Origin of the sequence: Dyadobacter luteus, from assembly GCF_003383615.1 — a bacterium.
GTDB classification, from domain to species: domain Bacteria; phylum Bacteroidota; class Bacteroidia; order Cytophagales; family Spirosomataceae; genus Dyadobacter; species Dyadobacter luteus.
The window spans coordinates 80,751-101,604 of the sequence record NZ_QNUL01000025.1 but is presented as its reverse complement, the minus strand read 5'-3'; the positions used below and the strand labels follow the sequence as shown (position 1 = coordinate 101,604).

Sequence of the window (20,854 nt, the reverse complement as noted above, 5' to 3'; positions counted from 1 at the left end):
TACGAGGCCCGTACGCACGGTGGTGTGAGAGGACGGAAAATGAAAGGAGGAAAACTTTCATTTTCCTCCTACTCGATATTCATAAATTACACTGATTGTAGATAATTATAAATCTATAAAAGCTATAGATTAAATATTTAATTTCGATGCAGTATATTTGTTAAACCATGTACTAGTCAGGTAACCTGAGTCAGATATTAAAAAATATCTTTTGAAAATAATCTGCTACAGCCGCCGAAAGGCCAATAGTCAGACACGAATTTATTAATTCATTTATGAAATTAGCAACCAAAGTTTTATCAGCAGCTTTGCTTCCTTTCCTGCCTTTTGTTGGCTCAGCGCAAACCCCTGCTACACCGCCTGCCCGTAAGTTTCAGGGACAAGAACCCATTAAAGGTGTACCCACCGAAAGCAAGCCAGTAGAGAAGCAAATTAAAGCTGTTTTCCCTTTCGAAAGTGAAAAGGTATTTTTGTCTAATCAATTTACAGCAGCGAGATTAAATGCCGTCTCCAAAAAGGATGATGGAGTATACGACATTCATATCAAGCCGGAGAATACACCCGTGAATGCCAGCCCTTGGTATGCATTTAAAGTTTGGTCAGGAAATGACAAGCCTGTCCGTTTCTCATTTTCCTACGCGGGAAATGTGCGTCACCGTTACGAACCGAAAGTGAGTAAAGATCGGAAACACTGGCAGCAATTAGAGGCTCAAACTGTCAATGGAATAAAGCTTTACGAAGTGAAGCCCGGTTCGGACACACTTTGGATTGCGGCACAGGAGCTGACTACTTCTTCCGATGTGGCAAATTGGGTTTCTCAGCTGGAAAAAAAGAAACAAGTGAAAAGCTTCAGCATTGGTAAAAGTACTTTGGGTAAACCTATTCAGGCTTTTTCGTTTGGTAATTCGCAAAGCAAAAATTATCTGTTGGTATTGGGCCGTCAGCATCCGCCGGAAGTTACGGGGCATAAAGCACTGACTGCTTTTGTAGAATCCCTGCTGTCCGAAGGCAAAGATGTGAGCAGCTTTCGGAAAGATTTTCAGATCATCGTCTTGCCACTTTTGAATCCTGATGGTGTGGACGAAGGATTCTGGAGACACAATGCAGGAGGGGTTGATTTGAACCGTGACTGGTCATCATTCAACCAGCCCGAAACCAGAGCAGTAAGAGATTACTTGAAAAAGGAGATTACTGAAGGTGAAAAGTTGCTTGCTGCCATCGATTTCCACTCTACCCATGACGATATCTATTACACAGTCACACCCGAAAAGAAAGGGAATGTGCCAGGATTAATAACAAATTGGCTGACGCAGCTCACCGAAAAAATTCCGGGTTATTCACCGCATATCAAACCACTTTATTTCGAACCGCCCACGTACACATCTTTCAGTTATTTGTTTGAAACCTATGGTGCAGAGTCGGTGGTGTTTGAAATAGGAGACAGTACTGATGAGTCATTTATCCAAAAGAAGGGCAAGGCTTCAGCTGAAGCGCTGACACAGCTACTGAATGAATTCATTGCCAAATAATTGCGGATTAAGAGGAATTCAAATAGTCCGATCTAATAAAAATACTTTGATAAACCTGGTGGATTAGTGTATGCTCCCGCAGTTCTCAAATGGATTGCGGGGCATTTTTTTTCCGGCTCCCGGATTCCGATGCGGGCATTCATTATTACTTATTTTCTCGTTCCTTTGCAGCGGCAAACGGCATTGTATTTATGAAAAAAGCAGAAGCTACGCGATTAAATATCCTTCAGAAAGCATTTGAGCTGATGTATAAAAACGGGTATCAGACCACAAGCATAGATGATATTCTGGCAACTACCAAGGTGACCAAAGGAGCATTTTATTACCATTTCAGGAATAAAGATGAAATGGGTTTGGCCATTATCAATGAAATATTGAAGCCAGCCCTCTCTGCCGGTTTTATTGATCCGCTCACCACCGACCAGGACCCTTTGGAGGCCATTTATAACCTGATGTATAACCTGCTGATGGAAAACGAGTTTTTGAAAGTAGAATACGGGTGTCCGGCAGCTAATTTTACCCAGGAAATGACACCCTGGAATCCGGACTTCAGTAAAGCGTTGGATGAGCTGACATTGCAGTGGCAAAAGCAAATGAGCGATTCATTGGAAAAAGGCAAGCAAAATGGCTGTGTCAGAAAGGAAGTTGTAGCTGAGCAGGTGACTTTGTTTGTGATGTCGGGCTACTGGGGCATCCGGAATTTCGGAAAACTGGCCAATAGCAAATCAGTGTATAGACCGTATTTGAAGGAATTAAGGAGTTATCTCGATTCGCTTCGTTAAAGTTATTTTTTATCATCTTCCGAAACCTAATTCGTAAGAAGGACTTCCTGAACATACATGTACGCTATACTACTGACCCTACATTCCCTAATTCGCTGGCTGGTTCTGATCAGTTTAGTAATAGCGTCTGTTTATACATACAAAAGTTGGAAGTCGGGAAAGGTTTACACCAAAAAAGATGACGCATTGCGGCATTGGACGGCAACCTTCGCACATATTCAGATGACGATTGGTCTGGTTCTCTATTTTCAAAGTCCGCTAACAGCCTATTTCAGAAGTAATTTTGCCGAAGCCATTCATAACAGAGAGCTTCGTTTTTTTGGAATGGAACACAGCCTGATGATGCTGGTTGCAGTCGTATTAGTCAGTATAGGCTCTTCCTTATCCAAACGAAAACAGGATGACAGAGTAAAATTCAAAACCATGGCGATCTGGTTTACAATCGGTCTTGTGATTATTCTTCTTAATATTCCCTGGCAGTTTTCTCCACTGGTGAGCCGCCCTTATTACCGTGTTTTCTGATCTTAAAAAACCTATTTTTCAGGTTGATGAATAATAACGTCGGCAGCTCGTGATTCCGGTGTGACTTTCAATTTTACTATTTTGCCATTCTCAACGCGCCCTTCTACTACAGTCTGGTAAGGTGCGTGGAGTTTAAAGGAAGTGTTCCAATCAGAGGGCCAGGCAGGTAGTAGGAGTATTTTTTTATCATCAACCTGCATCAGCATTTCCTGTAGCCCGATCATCGCCGAGCCTCCCCAGTTATGATCCGGTGTCCAGTCAAATGCTGGTCCCCAGAAAGTTGGAAAACGATGTGGACCGTCTTTGAATTTTTCTCGTGTCAGCTCCTGTGCTTCTCCGGCCAGGCCCAGTCTGGCTGCGAAAATGCTGTATTGTCGCCAACCTACATGACTTTTGTTCTTAACCGCATCGGGATCATACCTATAGGTATCAATGGCAGTTTGCAAACCCGGCTTTCCAATTCCGTAGATACCCCACGGAAATACCGGATACAATTGTGGCGTTTCCGTATTCTGAATCCGCTCCCAGGTTTTGGCAGGAGCAAGGGTTGTACGACCATCAATTGTTTGCAAAGGAACAGGTGGAATTCTTTTGGCCATATTTCCTAATGCCAGCCTTTGGTCATCAGACAGGTAGTTGGCAGGCAGTTCGAGAAGTCGCTGGATAATGACCTTCATCGCGCTGATCACTGTTGTTGAATTGAGGGTCATTTTATAAGTTTCTGCAGATGAGGTGGGATAAAGCACCAGATGCCCGTCGCGATCCAGTGCCTTGCTTCCTCTTTGCAAAGCCAGCATTTTATAATGTTCATCGTAAAAAGTAAGACAACTTTGTATAAAAGGAATGTACGAAGAGATATCCCGGTTTTCGTAACGCTGCGTTTCCAGCATCATCAGACAAAACTCAAAAACGGTTTCCCACTGGTATTCAAGCCACGCATTGTGTTCCATACCCGGATCATAACCGGCAGGCCGTTTCGTGCCATATTCGAAAATATTGGGCAGACCGAAATTTTCAATCTGTTCTGTAAAACTGGCGCCCTTGTGCTTCCAATAGGTCTCACTACGAAGCTCTGCATTACGCTGAGCATTCAGATAGAAGTCAAACTGAGGTTTGAGCATATCAAAATCGCCGGTTTTAAACATAGGGAAGTATACCAACCGTTGATTCTGAGCTGTAAAAGTACCACCTCCCCAAAGTCTGAAATCAGGAGTGGAAGCGTAATTTTTTTCAACAAAAACAGGATCAAAAGTGAAAAGTCCCCCATTAAACTTGGTTGGCCATTTACCATAAGCATTACACGCAAGCTGGTAACGGAAAAGCTGATAGTTACGGGAAACTGTACTATCCTGTCCATCAATGAAAATATAACTTCGTTCCCAGAATTGCGCCCACCATGCTCTGGTTTTTTGCCGGTCTGCATTAGGATTCTTCTGAGCTGTTTTTACAATGCTTCCAAGCTGGCTTTGCCAGTCGCTCAGCGTCGGCGTTTGAGCAACGTGCATGGCGATGGAGACCTGATGATTCCCGGTAGCCTTACTGCTTTCTAGCGACCAGGATTGGTAAGGTGTTTCCGAATAGATTCCTTTTTGAAGCTGACCCTCTTTTAAATTGTTTCCCGAGATTACTCCTCCAAATGTATTGTTTATCAGTGGATTATACATTTGTGACTTAACAGCCTTCATGCCTTGCGCATCGACCGTATAATCAAAAATATTTGTGATATCAGGATTATTACGGTGAAAAAACTGAATGGTATTATTGCTGAATGCTATGCTATCACGATGCGTATAAATGTCTTTTTTCTGAGGGATTTTGTATGAATTCGCTCTGAATTCTGCTCCTTTTATTAAGTGATCTTCAAACCGCCACGATTCATAGGCGACATTGATTTTTGTATTTCTTTTACTTTTCAAATCTATATGGACAACAGGATTGAAAACATCAACCCAGAGATCAAGGGTGGTGTCTTCGCCTTTAATGATGACATGACCTGTTGAGAGCTGTAGTCGTTGTGTAAAAGCCGGCGAGCGGAAGGGATCTGAAGAAACGGAAAGGCGCACCCGTCCGAGTTTCAGCATCTGGTTGTTTTCGTCAAAGGTCCCGCTCCTGGACAAATAAAAGAGTACATCTCCGTTTTCCACCCACACATTCAATCCCACATCGCCGCCGCCGCAGGGCATGGATTCAGAGGAATTTTTGCTCTGACTATTCCAAACCACATCGTAGGCGGATAACCGGGATGGCTGCGCCGATAATTGTCTGAAGATTGCTCCGACTAAGAGTATAATGGCAAGTTTAAAAAAGTATTGCGTTTTCATCAGTAAGGACTCAGGAGTTACATGCTTTGCAGCAGATCAGCACTTTGGTGTTGCTCAGACACAAATATATCATTATAGCAGGTTGGTGAATAAATATTTTTGCATAAAAGATGAAAATATTTTCATTTACTTTCGAATATTTTTCTTTGATTTGCTTTTATTTTCAGTCAGACAACTTTTTCTCATTCCTGATTATGGAACCATCATCTTACATCCTTGCCATAGATCAGGGTACCAGTAGTACCAAAACCGTCATTTTTGATCAGGACGGCAGGCCTTTTGCCCGTGGTACGGAATTGCTGCAAACCATGTATCTGGCCGACGGGTTTGTGGAACAGGATGCGGAGGAAATTTACCAAAATGTACTTCGCTCCGTTACAAAGTGTCTGGCAGATTTTGTAGCTAAAGGAGGTAAGCCCGAAGAGATCGTTAGCTGTGGTATTTCTAATCAGCGCGAGACTTTTGTAGTCTGGAATGAAAAGGGAGAAGCATTGCATCATGCAGTAGTATGGCAATGCAAGCGCTCTTTATCGGTATGCGACCGCTTACGAAATGAAGGTTTTGATGAAACAATCAAAGACAAAACCGGTTTGCTGATTGATCCGTATTTTTCCGGAACGAAGGTAATATGGCTATATGAAAACAATGAAAAGGTTCAGGCTGCTGTTGATTCAGGCAAAGCGTTTTTCGGAACGGTCGATACATGGCTGCTATACAAGCTTACCGGCAACTACCTGACTGACCACACCAATGCCTCCAGAACGCTGTTTTTTAATATCAATACGCTTACCTGGGATGATCAATTGCTGAAAGACTTTGGTTTGTCCGGTCTCAATCTGCCTGAAATACAAGCCTCATCAAGCTATTTTGGAGAAAGTAATTTCGGAGATCTCTTTCCCAGAAATATACCTATCACCGCCATGATCGGCGATTCGCATGCAGCAGCTTTTGGTGAAGGATGTTTCTATGCAGGCATTGCCAAGGCCACAATGGGTACAGGTTCTTCTATTTTGATGAATATCGGAAGCGCTCCACAGAAGTCGGGCAACGGCATGGTTACTACCATTGGCTACAGTACTGAATCACATGTTGAATATGCCCTGGAAGGAGTTATTGTGACATGTGGTGCCACCATCGAATGGTTAAAAAAAATAGGTGTATTTGACGACGTATCTCAAACACAGCAGCTTGCGGAGAGTGTTGAGGACAATGGAGGTGTGTACCTTGTTCCGGCTTTCAGCGGGCTGGGTGCTCCGCATTGGGACATGAAGCGCAAAGCTTCGATAGTCGGGATCAGTTTCGATACCGAGAAAGCGCATGTGGTGAGAGCCGGACTCGAATCTATTCCATATCAGATTAGGGATGTGATCAGCGCTATGGAAACGGATACAGGCATTGTTCTCAAAGAGTTGATGATTGACGGCGGCATTACTTCGAATGGTTTTGTGGTGCAGTTCCTTGCCAACTTGCTGGAAAAACCTGTTGTGAACCTGGGGCTTGCTGAATTATCTGCGCTGGGTGCGGCTTACCTGTCAGGGCTTAAATCCGGTTTATTCCGGGATATCGAACATCTGAAAGAACTGGCTGCAACGCGAACAGAAACACATCCGAATGCAGCTGTTACCAGTGTGGCTGTGAATTACCAAGGATGGCAGCACGCTATTGCGCGGGGAATTACTTTTTAAGAAATTGATTATTCGGAACTTATCATAAAAATTTAAAAATGAAGTCTATTACCCATCTGATTGCATTTATTTTACTTTTTAGCTCTTTGGGATTTTCGCAATCCTCAGTCGAAGTTTGGGATAGGTTTGAGGTCTCTCTTGTGGGTCCGGAAGCAGGAAATCCTTTTGACGACGTTACGATTTCTGCTGAATTTACGAATGGAGCTGTCAAAAAGACTGTCAATGGATTTTATGACGGTAAAGGCAAGTACAAGGTGCGTTTTATGCCGGACAGAACCGGGAAATGGACCTACAGAACGATCAGCAAAACCAAAGCGTTGAATGCAAAGTCTGGTAGCTTTGATTGTGTTGCAGCAACTGGCAACAACCACGGGCCGGTACAGGTGGCTGATACCTTCCATTTTAAATATGCTGACGGAAAACGTTATTATCCTTTCGGGACGACTATATATGCAATGACGCATCAGCCAAAGGAATTGGAAGAAACCACATTACAGACGCTCAAAGAAAATCCGTTCAACAAAGTGAGGCTTGGTGTTTTTCCTAAATACTATTCCAATGTAGAGAATGAGCCTTTGTATTACCCATTTGAAAAATTAGAAGAAACAAAAGGCGCCAACGGAAAGGTGAAATTCAAATGGGATTTTGCAAAATTCAATCCTGAATTCTTCGCGCACCTTGAAGAGCGTATAGACGATCTGAAAGACCTGGGTATTGAAGCAGACATTATCATTTTCCATCCTTATGACAAAGGTCATTGGGGTTTTGATAGCCTGGGTATGAACAACGATCTCAGGTACATCAGGTATCTGACTGCCCGTCTTTCTTCCTTCAGGAATGTATGGTGGTCGCTCGCCAACGAGTTCGATTATGTGAAAACCAAGCCCCGAGATGCATGGGATGTTTACACCAAAGCGGTGGTAGCTAATGATCCCTACAAACATTTATGCTCGATTCATAATGGGAGTGTTTATTATGACAACTGGAAACCAGAGTATTCGCATGTCAGTATTCAGAACGGTTCTGCTTTAGAAGATTTTGGACGGGCTGTTTTGTTGCGTGATGTGTTTTTCAGACCAATGGTGTACGATGAGGTATGTTATGAGGGAGATTTGCCGCAGCGCTGGGGACACCTGCGGGGAGAAGAAATGGTGGAGGCTTTCTGGCAGGGTATTATTGCCGGCACCTATGTAACGCATGGGGAAACCTATAAAAATGAAAGCAATACCGTTTTCTGGGCAAAAGGTGGAAAGCTTGTAGGTAGCAGCCCTGCAAGAATCGGATTTCTGAGAAACATCGTCGAGGCAGCACCCGGGCCTCTGGAATTGGCCGATCCATGGAAAGATCATCACACTGCCACTGCCGGAAATGGCTATTACCTGGTTTATTTCGGAAAGCAAATGAATGCTGAATGGGTTTTTAACCTACCTAAGAAAGCAGGTCCGAAACCCGGACAAAAGTTTAAAGTTGAAGTAATTGACACCTGGGATATGACTATCCGAAAGATACCGGATGTTTTTGAAATGAATACGCCCGAACCGTATCGGATTTTTGACAAAGACAGAAAAACCGTACGACTTCCCATGAAACCTTATCTGGCACTTCGTATCACACCCACAGATCAGTAAGTCCTATCCTGATGCATGTTATTATGAGTTAAGTCTTTTGTCTGTTAATTAATTTGTTTCGAAAACTTTTGAAAATTAGCGGTGTGTTCGAAAACGCATCGCTAATTGCATTTTAATATGTTAAAAATTTATTTTTTATAGATTTTATTCTTGTTTAAATTTTCTATTTGCATTAATTTTAGAATTAAATAGAATAAAATCGAAAGTTTTTTCTTTCGGTTCCCAGGAACTCATCTAAATTCAAATTAATGAAACAGTTTTATGCCCTCATTCTGGCGCTGATACTAGGCAGCTTCGGCCTGGTCAGTGCGCAATCAAGAACAATCAAAGGTACCGTCACCGGGGAAAATGACAAACAGGCGTTGCCCGGCGTAAGTGTTGTGATCAAAGGAACACAAAAAGGTACGATTACAGATGCTGATGGTAATTATCAACTGGATGGAGCCGACGCTACTACAGTGCTCGTGTTCAGTTTTGTAGGGTATATTCCCAAGGAGGTTCCGGTTGGAAGCCAGACCAGCATTTCTGTGGCACTTGTCCAGGAGGACAAATCTTTAGAAGAAATTGTGGTAGTCGGTTATGGTACACAACGTAAAACCGAATTAGCAACGGCAGTGGGAAGTATTGAAGGTACGTCTATTGCGGAGAGGGGAACCGTCAGCCCGTTGCAGGGAGCTCAGGGGCAAATTGCCGGTGTAGATATTTCGGCAGGCTCAGGAAGAGCCGGATCCGGATTCGCAGTGCAGATACGTGGGCAGAATTCTTTGGCAGGAGGGCAGCCTTTGTATGTCGTGGATGGAGTAATTGTATCGGATATCAACTTCCTGAATCCTCAGGATATTGCCAAAATGGACGTACTCAAAGATGCGGCCTCAACCGCCATTTATGGTTCCCGCGGCTCGAATGGGGTAATTTTGGTGACAACTAAGAATGGTAAATCAATCAAAGGTGGGGGAGCAACCATTTCTTATGATGGATATGTGGGGGTAAAGAAAATAGCCCGTATGCCCGATTTTATGAACGGACAGGAGTTCTGGGAATACCGCCAGAATACTTTTATTTCGCCGGAACTGATTGCCAATCGCGAAAACTATGACAATACAATCGGATCTCTCAACAATCCTGTTGTTTTGGAAAGGGTTGCCAATAATGATTATACCGACTGGCTCGGACTTACTCTAAAAGATGGCCGGCAGTCGAACCACTGGCTGACTGTTTCAGGAATGAGTGACAATGGCTCTATTCAATACCTGATCGGAGCGGGTTACCAGGGAGAAAAAGGCAACCTGATCAATGAAAGTCTGGATCGTTATAATTTCAAAGCAAGTGTTGACGGAAAGATCAGCAAAAACTGGTCTGCCGGGATGAGCTTCAACTTCTCTCTGACCAATACAGAAAGAGGTAGTGATGACGCAGTAAGAAACGCTACAAACATGGCTCCGTTTTTCAGTCCGTATAATCCGGATGGTAGTCTGATGTTTCGTCCGGGACAGATTCCTGTTCCCAACTCTACGATCATTTCCAGCTTTACGAGTACGGTTAATCCGCTGTTGGAAATACCCAATACAGAAAACAACACCAGACGCAGCTTCGGTGTAGGTAATATTTATCTGCAATATTCTCCGGTAAGCTGGATCGACATACGTTCTACTTTCTCGCCTAGTCTGAACTTCGAGCGTCACGGGCGCTACTGGGGTTCGCTTACAGGTGTTGGAGCGGGATTGTTACCTGATGCTGAAAGAGGGAATGAGCAGTCGATGAACTATATATTTGATAACATTGCCACTATTCGTAAGTCATTCGGCATGCACAATTTCACCTTTACCGGTCTTTACAGTATGCAAAAGAACAGGTATGAGAGTGACGGAATGCGGGTAAATGATTTGCCATTTAATTCTTCGTATTATAACCTGGGTTCATCTACCAACAGACAAGCTGCCACCAGCGCATTCAGCCAGTTTTCGATTCTTTCTTACATGGCTCGTCTGAATTACGTGTTGAAGGACAAGTACTATTTGACGCTCGCTACACGCTGGGATGGTTCATCCAAACTTGCTGAAGGCCAGAAATGGTCTACTTTCCCTTCCGCTGCGATCGGATGGCAATTGTCTGAAGAGAATTTCCTGAAACAAGTGAATCAGGTATCCGACCTTAAACTCAGGTTCAGTGCAGGTGTTGCGGGGAACAACAATAACATCAGTGCTTATGAGAGTAACATGACGCTGAGTGACCCTACTTTTTACGATTTTGGCGGCAACACAGCCCTTGGCTACGCGCCGAGCAGGCTGGCCAATCCGAACCTGACCTGGGAACGTACGACAGAGTTTGACCTTGGTCTGGACTACGGCTTTTTCAGAAACCGTGTTACAGGTACAATCGATGTTTATAATAAACTGTCAAATGGTGTATTGATGAACCGCAACATTCCTGTTGAAACGGGCTGGGCATCTATCAAAGATAACGTGGGCTCTGTGCGTAACAGAGGAATTGAGTTTTCGATCAGAACCTTGAATGTGAGAGGCAAGGATTTTACATGGACAACCTCGCTGAATTTTGCAAGAAATCAGAACGCAATCATCAACCTTCTTGATAAGAAAGAGGATTTGGTTGGGAACTGGTGGTTTATCAATCAGCCGATCAATGTCAACTACACTTACGTGTTTGACGGAATATGGCAGGAGAGCGAACGTGCCGAGGCGATCAAGTATGGTCAGCTTCCGGGGCAGGCTAAAGTGCAGGATATCAACGGTGATGGAAAGATCAGCAGTACAGATGACCGCCGGATTATTGGCCAGAAAGATCCGAAATGGACAGGTGGTTTTTCTACACAGCTGACTTACAAAAACTTTGACCTTTCGGCTTCCCTTTTTGCACGTCAGGGCATGCAGGTCTACAGCGCCTTCCACAGCGTGTTTACTGCCTACAATGACCGCGGAACCAATAAAATCAACAATGATTATTATATGGCGGTGAATAAAGTGACACCGACGAGAAGTTCTAATACCTATCCAATGCCTAATAACATCGGACCCTACTGGGCAGGTGTAAATGGGGTTGGCTATTACAAGGATGTATCATTTGTGAAAGTGCAGAATATTTCCTTAGGCTATAACCTTCCGTCTACAGCTTTGAAAAAAGTGGGTATCAAAGACCTTCGTGTGTACGCGAATGTGCTGAACCCATTTGTATGGACCAAATTTGACGGTTTTGATCCTGAAGCTGCCAGTGGTATAGATGCTTCTTCGAGAACGGATGTAAGCAACACCACTACCGGTGCGATTAACAACACCGGACCATCTACCATCACCTATCAGTTTGGTATCAATCTTAAATTCTAATCGTTGAGATCAATGAAAATATTTAAAATAACAGCACTTCTGCTCAGCATGTTTATGATGAGCTCGTGCAACGATTTTCTGAAAGAAGATAATAAATCCAATATCGTTTCCGACCAATATTATGCTACCAATGAAGGTTACGAAAAGCTTGTCAATGCAGCGTATTCATCATTAAGATCAGTATACAGTGCGCCATGGGTTTTTTGTGCGGGTACTGATATGTACGTGGAAGGCAGAACCCAGCAGCCTGTCGGGATTAGTGAGTACCAGAATCTGATTGCAGATGATGCGGAAGTATTAGCCTTTTATACCAATCTATACAAAGGAATACAGGTTATTAATACCGCCATTCACTTCAACGATATTACGGCGGCTTCGCCAACCCTGGGAGCCAGAAAAGGAGAGATGAAATTTTTGCGGGCTTACTATTACTTCCTGGCGGTTCAGACGTTTGGAGGCGTAGGTATTGTGACTGAACGTTTTACCGAACCGGTGGATGCTTTCAAAAGAAACACAGCCAGCGAGGTGTATAATTTCGTCATTACAGAAATGAACGAAGCTCTGGGATTGGTACAGGAAACTGTACCGAATGCTGAGTTCGGGCGGGTAACCAAAAGGGCAATCCGTCACATGCTGGCAAAGGTGCATCTGACGCGTGGTTACGAAACATTCGGTAATGCAGAAGATTTCAAAACAGCAGCTACGCTGGCAGACGCGGCGATAGCGGGACAAGCGCTGACGATCAGCTTTGAAGATTTGTTTTATCCGGGTAAGGACATTAATAATGAAGTCCTTTTTTCAATACAGTTTGCTGCTGGTTCATTGCCTACAGAAACATCTGGCGGGAATACACAGTCTGCATACTTTGGTCCCTATTTTGGCGGACAAGGTGCGGTATTGGGCTATCCGAACAGAACCTATGCGTTATGCCCTACGATGTACACCTTCGATCTGTTCACACAGGATGATGCGCGGTTCGATGCCACTTTCATGATCAATTTTTACAGCAGATATTATGATTATTATACAAAAAGTACAGAGCGCAATACCTTGAATGTGCAGTATTATTATGCACCGAAATGGGTAAATAGTCCGGCTGCTTTGACTGCATGGCGCGCTGCTGATCCGGCAAGACGTACCAATACGATCATCTATCCTTATTCCGCAGAGTGGGAGGCGGGCCGGACGGTTGTCTTGGATAATTACACACCATCTGTGAAGAAATTCGATGACCCGACTTCTCAGTTTGGTACAGCCAGCAGTACCCGCGACTTCTTTATTGCCCGACTTGGAGAAACATATCTGATTGCCGCAGAAGCATATTTCAAGTCAGGAAACAATGCCTTGGCTGCTGAGCGTATCAATGCTGTAAGAAAAAGAGCCGCAAAAACCGGAGTTGATCTGAGTATTACAGCTGCACAGGTGAATCTGGAATATATTCTGGATGAGCGGGGACGTGAGTTAGTGGGTGAATACCACCGCTGGTTTGATCTGAAACGTACCGGAACTTTGGTAGAACGCAGCCGTAAATACAACAAGGATGTCAGGAAATGGTACAATAACGGAAACGATCCTTTTGCAGGTGTAAATGGTGCTTTGAAAATCCTCAGACCTATCCCAAACCGCGCTTTGGATTTGAATCAGGGAGAATTTGCTCAAAACCCTGGTTATTGATAAATTGAAACAGCAAAGCCTCCCGGTTGCAATGTGCAAGGTCGGGAGGCTTTTTCTTTGCATACAGTGGAGGTTATTCGGTTACCAAACGACCTTCGATGGAATCGTCTAATGTCTTCCCAACTGCCGCTCCGTAAAGGGTTTTTACAAAGGCGATGGCGTTTCCGTGTTTATTGTCCCAGTAGTATCCGTCTTTGGTTTCTACTTTGATGACTGTGATACGTGGATCGTCGATTCCTTCTGTAAACCACGCTTTCAAAACAGGGCTCCAGAGCTCTTCTATAATTGCTTTTTCTTTGGAGATACTTGCAGTGCCGTAGATACTCAGGAAATCGGAATATTTAGATCCCTGAAACAAGAGCTGTACATAAGGATTTTCATGGATTTCCTGATTTTTGTGGCTGTCGTCTGCGCTCAGGAACCAGAATACGCCGTCGTCCTGCACTTTCTGGATTGACATCGGGCGCACATTCAAAGGATGTCCTGTTTTGATTCCGGTACAAAAGAAACATGTGTTGGCGGCGCTTGCCAACTCCTTGATCTTTTCTCCTGCTTCGGCGGCAAATAAATCCTGATGGTTTTCTTCGGGTTGTTGTTGATTAATGCTGTCCATATCTTATGCTGATTTAAAGTATAGCATAACTACAACAAAGATCATTCCATCTGGTCTGAACGGCTCAGACAGATAGGGCTTCACTAAGATTATTCAGGAAGTTGTATTATCTGTCTTTATAAAAGATTGTGAAAGGCCACATCATTGTGGACACAACAGCACGGTGCCAGTTCGGCTTACTTTTCTTTGCCTCCTTGATACCATACCAGAGCAGGATGAGCATGGAAATATATATTGCAGCTGCCATATTGCGATGAGATTTAGTATGAATGTTTTAAAAATAGGTATTTTCGTATTTGTACTTTACTAAAACTACACCAGCGGCAATGCCAGGTATTTGCCAAGTGGTTTATCATCAATGTGATAGCCAGGTGTGATTGTGTTTAATCGTTCATCATGAAAAATTGTTTTTGCGGAAATAAACAACCCTATTCACGTTGCTGTGCTCCTTTGATCAACGGCGTTGTTAAGGCAGATTCCCCTGAAAAATTAATGCGTTCACGCTATAGTGCCTATGTGATGGCTGCCAGTCAGTATCTCTACGAAACTACGCACAGCTCACAGAGGGGTAGTACATCGAAGGAAGATATTGAGCAATGGGCCAAGTCAAACAGCTGGAAACAATTAGAAGTATTGGAGGCAACCGGTGACACGGTGGAGTTCAAAGCACACTATCGTAGCAGAGATGGAAAGTTGCAGGTGCACCATGAGAAATCTTCTTTTATTTTCGAAAATGGAAAATGGTTTTACCTGGATGGTGTTTTTGGTGAGGATATAAACAAATAATAATGATGTTCAGACAGTTTGCCATTGCACGATTCATGATCGGTTTTATCGTATTTGTTCTTACTTATATGGTGGCTGTAATGTCGTACGACAAATTCTTTCAACTGATCACAGCTGGTTTGTTCGTACTGACTCTCTATATTTTGCGGGAAATGAATGCAGGCCAGCGGGAAGAGCTGGAGAAGAAGGAGAAGGCTCATACTGAGAAAATTACAGAGTTAGAAGATCTGCTCCACGAAAAGGACCAGCAATTGCAGAAAATTATCCATGCCATTACGATCAACAGAGAAGAAGGTCAGTAAGTAGCGCCACAACAATTGAAGAAATCAAAGAATATAGAGCAAAATAGATTTGATTAGCAGTTCGCAACTCTATGCTAATTCTTCTAAAACCAAGTGGTGTGGTTTAACAACTACAGCTCCTTTTGTAGGGATCATATTTTTCCAAACCCAGTTGTAATGCTCAACCACCTGAACTGCTCTCAAATGCGGCCTTTCTCCGGTCGTATGACCATCCTCAAGTACTGTTATTTTATAATCCTTTGATAATGCTGATTGGATTGTTGCTTCTACGCAGAAATCTGTCGCACATCCGGATATGACTAATTCATCAATCGAATGCTGTTCCAGTTGTGATTGAAGATTGGAACAATAAAACACATCATTGGCGAATTTGCTAATCAAATTGTCGCCAGCTTCTACATGAAGTTCGTCCAATAATTCCCACTCTTCGGTATAAGGTACAAAATTGCCTGCAGTTGTGCCGTCGTGCTGAATAAGAAATACAGGTAATGAGTTGACACGGAATGCATTTGCAATCAGATTGATTCGGTAAATCACGCCGGCTGTATCGTAACGGGGTGTAAGTTCCGTAAACGAACCTTTCTGCATATCAATGACCAGAAATGCTTTTCTATTTATCATGGGTTATTGCAATAGGATTAGTGGTAACAGTATGGTCGCGTCGATTTTTAAACTCCCTCATGCCTTTCAGGATACTTGATGTATCGTATACCGCATCAGGTCAAAGATATCACACTTTGGTTAACTATTTGGTTGCCGCAACGATCGGATGAGTCGCAATCTACATGCTTTGGATTTACGACGATGTACCCAGACTTCTCGTTCTATACAAAATCTTCTTTATTTCCTTTTTTTAACTATTTATTATTTATCACTCCTATTCTTATATGGTGATTAATTTGCCTGAATGGAGGCGATTAGTCAATTAATTATTAAAAAAACACATAAAATATGTGAAAATGTTTTTTGATTAATAATAAATACTTAATTTTCGAAAAAAATAGAAAATAAAGAAAAGTCCCATCTCGTTCCCCATCCATTAACTGTTTATGAAAACAATCTTACGTATAATTCTTGCCTGCTTGCTGACTGTGCCTGCGCTACATGCCCAGACAGTCGCTGTAAAGGGCCGGGTAACAGGCGTCAGTGATGCTGATGCCCTTCCGGGAGTAAGCGTGGTGATTAAAGGCACGCAACGCGGTACCACCACCAACGCCGACGGTTCGTTTCAACTGGAGGTGCCGGGACCTTCCACTGTACTGGTTTTTAGTTTTGTAGGTTACAAATCAATCGAAGAAACTGTTGGTAACAGAACAGACATTAACGTGCAGATTTCTCCTGAGAATAAGTCACTGGAGGAAGTGGTCGTGGTGGGGTATGGTACGCAAAGCAAACGTGCAGTGACAGGTTCTGTGATTTCGATTAACTATGATAAGTTCAAAGACCGGTCATTTAGTAACGTAACGCAATCGTTGGCCGGAACACTTCCGGGTGTGAACATTTCTCAGTCTCAGGGTGCGCCGGGGGCTTCTCCTGTTATTAAAATTCGTGGCGTCAGTTCTATCACTGCCGGCACCAATCCGTTGATCGTCGTTGATGGCGTCCCTTTGGAAAACTTTAACCTTAATCTGATCAACCCATCTGATATTGAGTCGATTGAAGTGCTAAAAGATGCATCTTCGGCAGCTATTTATGGTTCACGGGGATCGAGTGGAGTAGTGCTGGTAACGACAAAGCTTGGAAAAGCCGGAAAGGTAAGCGTGAGTGCGAACCTGGAGTACGGCTCACAAAAAGTAGTACGTCGTGTGAAAATGATGGATGCACAACAATTTATCGAAACCTACAAAGATGCTAAGAACAATGCATGGATGGCACAGGGCGGTAAAGCCGGTGATCCTAACAGCGTTAGACCGGCAACTTTACGCATCCCTGAGGATTTCGTTAATAATCCCGAACAGTTTGGTAAGGGCACCGACTGGCAGGAGGCGATGTTTCGCACAGCACCTTCTGTGAATGCGCAACTGAGCGTGTCGGGTGGTACTGAAAAAACGCAATATATGTTCTCGGGCTCGTACCTGGATCAGACTGCCGTTCTGGATCAGAACTATTACAAACGTCTGGCGATTCGTTCGAACGTGAGAACGTCTGTTACAGATAAACTTACTTTAGGTTTGAATCTGGGCTTAACATCCATTTTTGACCGGACGGAAGGAACACAAGGAAAAAGTGACGTAATCAGTTTGGGGCTGCAGAGCAATCCTCACTTCCCGGTATACAATGAAAATGGCAACTACGGTTTCCGTGATCCGAATTCCACTTGGTTTCGTTTTACTTCCTATGCTGATATGAATCTTTGGCATCCTTACTCGCTTACACGTGAAGTGGATAAAGGACGGAAGTCATTCAATACTTTGGCGACCGGATTTTTGGAATATGAGCTGATTAAAGATCTTCGCTTCCGTACAAGTATCAGCGGTAATTTATACAATACAAGAAATAATTTTTACTGGAACGATAAGCAGAAATATGGCTACTCCTCTGTATTGGCAGCCCAGGCGAATGCAGGAAGCAATTACATGTTCAACTGGTTGAGCGAAAACACATTTACGTACGACAAGAAATTTGGAGATCATGCACTGACAGGGCTTTTAGGTTACACGGTGCAGAAGCAGCGGGATGAAACGATGTATGTAGCGGCCAATAATTTCCCGAATGATCTGGTACATACTCTGAACGCCGGAACGGTAACTGCCGGAAATACCACTGCCAGTGAATGGTCGCTGATCTCGTATCTGGCACGTGTACAATACAACCTGAAAGGGAAATATTTCGTGACCGGTGCGATCCGTCGTGATGGAATGTCACGCTTCGGTGAAGCTAACAAATGGGGATATTTTCCTTCGGTATCAGCAGGATGGTTAATTTCGGATGAGACTTTCATGTCAGCCATTCCGGCAGTAAGTAACCTTAAATTGAGAGCGAGCTATGGCGTGACGGGTAATAATCAGATTCCTAACTATGGCGCAATCAGTCTGTTGGGTTCTGCACCTTATGTAAACGGAGGAACGCTGGCGAATGGCTTAAAAGTGAGTGGTTTATCTAACCCCACTTTGAAATGGGAAAAAACGGATCAGTTCAATCTGGGACTGGATCTGGGATTATACAACAACCGTGTGAATGTTTCCGCGGAAGTCTATAATTCGATCACAAGAGATATGCTTCTGTTCGTTCCTATTCCGGATATCACAGGGTTTTCTTCTCAGCTGACAAACATTGGTAAAATGCGTAACCGTGGTGTGGAACTGAATATTTCAAGCAAAAACCTCACCGGTGCTGTTACCTGGACAACCGATTTCAATATTTCACGTAACCGCAATAAAGTACTGCAACTTGGGCCAGGTAATGCACCAATCCAATACGTTGATAACGTGGTGACTGTCAGAACAGAAGTAGGTCAACCGGTTTCTAATTTCTACGGCTACATCTTTGATGGTGTGTTTAAAAACCAGGCGGAAATAGATGGCTACCCGCATCACTCCAGCACAACACCAGGTGATCCCCGCGTACGTGATGTAAATGGCGACGGTCAGATTACTGATGCCGACCGTACAATTATTGGTAACAACCAGCCTGATTTTATTACTGGTATCACCAATACAGTGGGTTACAAAGGTTTTGAGCTGTCATTTCTTTTTCAGGGCTCTTTTGGCGGAGAAATTGCCAACAACAATGTGCGCTTTCTGGGAACCTGGGACAATGGTCGAAATTTCTACGAAAGCATGTATCAGTACTGGCGCTCAGAGAGCAATCCGGGAGATGGTAAACACTTCAAGCCGAGCGTGAATTACCTGGGTCTGCAAAAGCAATTTTCTTCTTATTGGGTGGAAGACGCCTCATTTGTCCGCCTGAAAAACATAAGAGTTTCCTACAGTATTCCATCGGCTTGGGCAGGTAAACTGAAAATGAAAGATGCGCGGATTTATGTGAATGCAGAGAACGTCCATCTGTTCAGTAAATATCTGGGTTACGATCCGGAAAACACGACTTATGGAACTACCTCATACAGTAGCAGTATGGAAACTTCCGGTTCTTACACGAGCGGTAATGCGCCGGTTCCGGGAGCATTTGCAGGAGTGGATTATGGCTCATATCCACTTCCGAGAGTAATCACTGTAGGTATCAAAGCTGATATTTAACACCGATTTATCAAACAGAGTGTGCGTTTTCTGCACATTTTCAAATGAGATATACAATGAAAAAGCTAATTCTTTTATTGTCAATAGTCAGTCTTACTGTGGGCTCCTGGGGCTGCAAGGAGTCGTTTCTGACACTCGCACCGGCATCTAATCCGAATGCAGAGAACTTTTATAAAACAAAGGCGGACTTTGACCTTGCTGCAACTGCCGCCTACAATACACTTTACACGGTTTACCATCCGCAGGGTGCCGTTTCCTATGCAGGTGAATTGATGGCTGATAATGCCACGATATACAATATATCAGGTAACCAGGCTGATAAGTGGCAGTTCAGGGACTATACACTGGCGCCTGCAAATACACTTGTTTATCAGTTTTGGCAGGATTTCTACCGCTCACTTTACAACATCAATATTGTACTGGACAAGCTGGAAGGAGCAACGCTGGATGCTGATTACAAAACAAAACTGCAAGGTGAAATGCTGTTCCTTCGCGGACTTTACTATTACAACATGGTACAGATCTGGGGAGATGTACCTCTTGTGATCAAGCCGATTACAGCAGCTGAAAGTTATAATGTACTAAGATCGCCCGCTGCTGAGATAAAGGCCCAGGTGATCAAAGATCTGACGGAAGCTAAAGGCAAACTGGCTGCTGCTCCATCTCTTGTTGGTCGTGCTACCAAAGGTGCAGCACAGACACTTTTGGGGAAGGCCTACTTAATGACAGGAGACAAGACCAATGCAGCAAAGGAACTCAAAGAAGTGTATGATAGCAAACAATATGAACTGTTGCCGGCTTACACATCGCTGTGGGATCCCAAAGTGAAAAATACGAAGGAGTCGATTTTTGAGATACAGTTTCTGGGAGGGTCGGCGATTCATCCGTTCAGCGTTTATCATCGTGAGTTTTTCCCGAATTCCAATGCACTTGGGTTCTACGGTTCTGGTATGAACCAGGCTGTAGATGATATCTGGAATGAATTTGAAACAGGAGACAGTAGAAAGTTTGCTTCTATTGATACCGGGTTTGTAGATGCCAAAGGTGTGTTTACTCCGGCACGTTTCCCAAAAAAATGGATGGATAAATCTGCACCGCTGATCAATCAGGATATTGCTGCAAATAACAATTTTATGGTGTTGCGTTATGCCGATTTGTTATTGCTGCTTACTGAAGCGACAGGCGAAGTAAGTTATCTGAACGAGGTACGAAAAAGAGCAAATCTGCCACTATATGGTGCAACGTCGTATCCTGCAAAATACAATACCGTTGCTTTGGCACTCGAACATGAAAGACGGGTAGAGCTGGCATTCGAATTCCAACGTTGGTTTGATCTGAAAAGAACGGGTCGGGCAGTAGAAGTACTGAAAACGAAGGGTAAGAATATTACGGACAACAAACTTGTCTTGCCTGTTCCCAATATCGTAAGAGATCAGAACAACAAGATCACGCAGAATCAGGGTTACTGATTTGTGAAA

15 protein-coding genes are annotated in these 20,854 nt (G+C 43.6%); 11 read left to right on the top strand and 4 right to left on the bottom strand.

What is annotated here, in order from left to right:
• Nucleotides 1-275 precede the first annotated feature (275 nt).
• From DSL64_RS23020 to DSL64_RS23010, 3 genes are all read left to right on the top strand, one after another.
• Nucleotides 276-1,529, top strand: a complete 1,254-nt coding sequence (locus DSL64_RS23020) for a M14 family metallopeptidase (RefSeq protein ID WP_115833298.1) — start codon at nt 276-278, stop codon at nt 1,527-1,529.
• A gap of 191 nt (nt 1,530-1,720) precedes the next feature.
• Entirely contained in the window at nt 1,721-2,311 is a 591-nt protein-coding gene (locus DSL64_RS23015) for a TetR/AcrR family transcriptional regulator (protein WP_115833304.1), read from the top strand.
• A gap of 57 nt (nt 2,312-2,368) precedes the next feature.
• Nucleotides 2,369-2,833 carry a hypothetical protein gene (locus DSL64_RS23010; RefSeq protein WP_115833297.1) on the top strand — a complete coding sequence of 155 codons (465 nt, stop codon included), beginning with the start codon at nt 2,369-2,371 and terminating at the stop codon, nt 2,831-2,833.
• An 11-nt stretch (nt 2,834-2,844) separates the two neighbouring features.
• Here DSL64_RS23010 and DSL64_RS23005 read toward each other — a convergent pair whose 3' ends face one another.
• The gene (locus DSL64_RS23005) at nt 2,845-5,154 is read right to left on the bottom strand and encodes a DUF5703 domain-containing protein (RefSeq protein ID WP_115833296.1); all 2,310 of its coding nucleotides are present in this window, start codon (nt 5,152-5,154) and stop codon (nt 2,845-2,847) included.
• A 194-nt stretch (nt 5,155-5,348) separates the two neighbouring features.
• Between DSL64_RS23005 and DSL64_RS23000 the strand changes: the two genes are divergently transcribed.
• From DSL64_RS23000 to DSL64_RS22985, 4 genes are all read left to right on the top strand, one after another.
• Complete coding sequence (locus DSL64_RS23000) at nt 5,349-6,839, top strand: FGGY family carbohydrate kinase (protein ID WP_115833303.1); 1,491 nt, start codon at nt 5,349-5,351, stop codon at nt 6,837-6,839.
• A gap of 38 nt (nt 6,840-6,877) precedes the next feature.
• Nucleotides 6,878-8,467, top strand: a complete 1,590-nt coding sequence (locus DSL64_RS22995) for a DUF5060 domain-containing protein (RefSeq protein ID WP_115833295.1) — start codon at nt 6,878-6,880, stop codon at nt 8,465-8,467.
• A gap of 248 nt (nt 8,468-8,715) precedes the next feature.
• Nucleotides 8,716-11,805: a SusC/RagA family TonB-linked outer membrane protein gene (locus DSL64_RS22990; protein ID WP_115833294.1), complete on the top strand. Its 3,090-nt coding sequence runs from the start codon at nt 8,716-8,718 to the stop codon at nt 11,803-11,805.
• 12 nt (nt 11,806-11,817) lie between these two features.
• Entirely contained in the window at nt 11,818-13,479 is a 1,662-nt protein-coding gene (locus DSL64_RS22985; protein ID WP_115833293.1) for a RagB/SusD family nutrient uptake outer membrane protein, read from the top strand.
• Nucleotides 13,480-13,552: 73 nt separating this feature from the next.
• On the opposite strand, the gene DSL64_RS22980 is transcribed toward DSL64_RS22985, so the two are convergent.
• Complete coding sequence (locus DSL64_RS22980) at nt 13,553-14,092, bottom strand: pyridoxamine 5'-phosphate oxidase family protein (protein ID WP_115833292.1); 540 nt, start codon at nt 14,090-14,092, stop codon at nt 13,553-13,555.
• A gap of 106 nt (nt 14,093-14,198) precedes the next feature.
• Nucleotides 14,199-14,339 carry a hypothetical protein gene (locus DSL64_RS29035; protein ID WP_158547974.1) on the bottom strand — a complete coding sequence of 47 codons (141 nt, stop codon included), beginning with the start codon at nt 14,337-14,339 and terminating at the stop codon, nt 14,199-14,201.
• A gap of 149 nt (nt 14,340-14,488) precedes the next feature.
• Between DSL64_RS29035 and DSL64_RS22975 the strand changes: the two genes are divergently transcribed.
• Together DSL64_RS22975 and DSL64_RS22970 are read left to right on the top strand one after the other, a co-directional pair.
• The gene (locus DSL64_RS22975) at nt 14,489-14,878 is read left to right on the top strand and encodes a YchJ family protein (protein WP_115833291.1); all 390 of its coding nucleotides are present in this window, start codon (nt 14,489-14,491) and stop codon (nt 14,876-14,878) included.
• A 2-nt stretch (nt 14,879-14,880) separates the two neighbouring features.
• Nucleotides 14,881-15,180, top strand: a complete 300-nt coding sequence (locus DSL64_RS22970; protein WP_115833290.1) for a hypothetical protein — start codon at nt 14,881-14,883, stop codon at nt 15,178-15,180.
• Nucleotides 15,181-15,249: 69 nt separating this feature from the next.
• Here the strand turns inward: DSL64_RS22970 and DSL64_RS22965 are convergent, their stop codons facing one another.
• Nucleotides 15,250-15,801 carry an isochorismatase family protein gene (locus DSL64_RS22965; protein WP_115833289.1) on the bottom strand — a complete coding sequence of 184 codons (552 nt, stop codon included), beginning with the start codon at nt 15,799-15,801 and terminating at the stop codon, nt 15,250-15,252.
• A gap of 428 nt (nt 15,802-16,229) precedes the next feature.
• On the opposite strand from DSL64_RS22965, the gene DSL64_RS22960 reads away from it, so the two are divergent.
• Together DSL64_RS22960 and DSL64_RS22955 are read left to right on the top strand one after the other, a co-directional pair.
• Complete coding sequence (locus DSL64_RS22960; RefSeq protein WP_229217196.1) at nt 16,230-19,376, top strand: SusC/RagA family TonB-linked outer membrane protein; 3,147 nt, start codon at nt 16,230-16,232, stop codon at nt 19,374-19,376.
• A gap of 56 nt (nt 19,377-19,432) precedes the next feature.
• Nucleotides 19,433-20,845: a RagB/SusD family nutrient uptake outer membrane protein gene (locus tag DSL64_RS22955; RefSeq protein WP_115833287.1), complete on the top strand. Its 1,413-nt coding sequence runs from the start codon at nt 19,433-19,435 to the stop codon at nt 20,843-20,845.
• The last annotated feature ends 9 nt before the right edge of the window (nt 20,846-20,854 follow it).